Source organism: Paraburkholderia sp. SIMBA_054, assembly GCF_046534875.1.
Lineage (GTDB): Bacteria > Pseudomonadota > Gammaproteobacteria > Burkholderiales > Burkholderiaceae > Paraburkholderia > Paraburkholderia hospita.
Window position 1 is genome coordinate 1 of the sequence record NZ_JAWRXV010001570.1, and the last position, 241, is coordinate 241.

The window sequence follows — 241 nt, forward strand, 5'->3', positions numbered from 1 at the left end:
GTCGAGAGCCGCGCGCGCGGTTCCGGCCGCGATTGCCGCGATGGCAATGCGCCCCTCGGACATACCGCGCAGCATCTTCTTATAGGCACTGCCTTCCTCGCCGATGATGTTGGCGGCGGGCACGCGGCAGTCGATCAACTGGATCTGCGCGAGATGCGCGGAGCGCTGACCGAGCTTGTTCTCGACGCGCGCGACATGATAACCGGGCTCGGACGTATCGATGATGAACATGCTCGCGCCT

General features: G+C 64.7%; 1 pseudogene. It reads right to left on the minus strand.

What is annotated here, in order from left to right:
• Positions 1–231, minus strand: a pseudogene (locus SB822_RS60330) (acyl-CoA dehydrogenase); the annotation flags it as partial.
• Between the last annotated feature and the right edge of the window lie 10 nt (positions 232–241).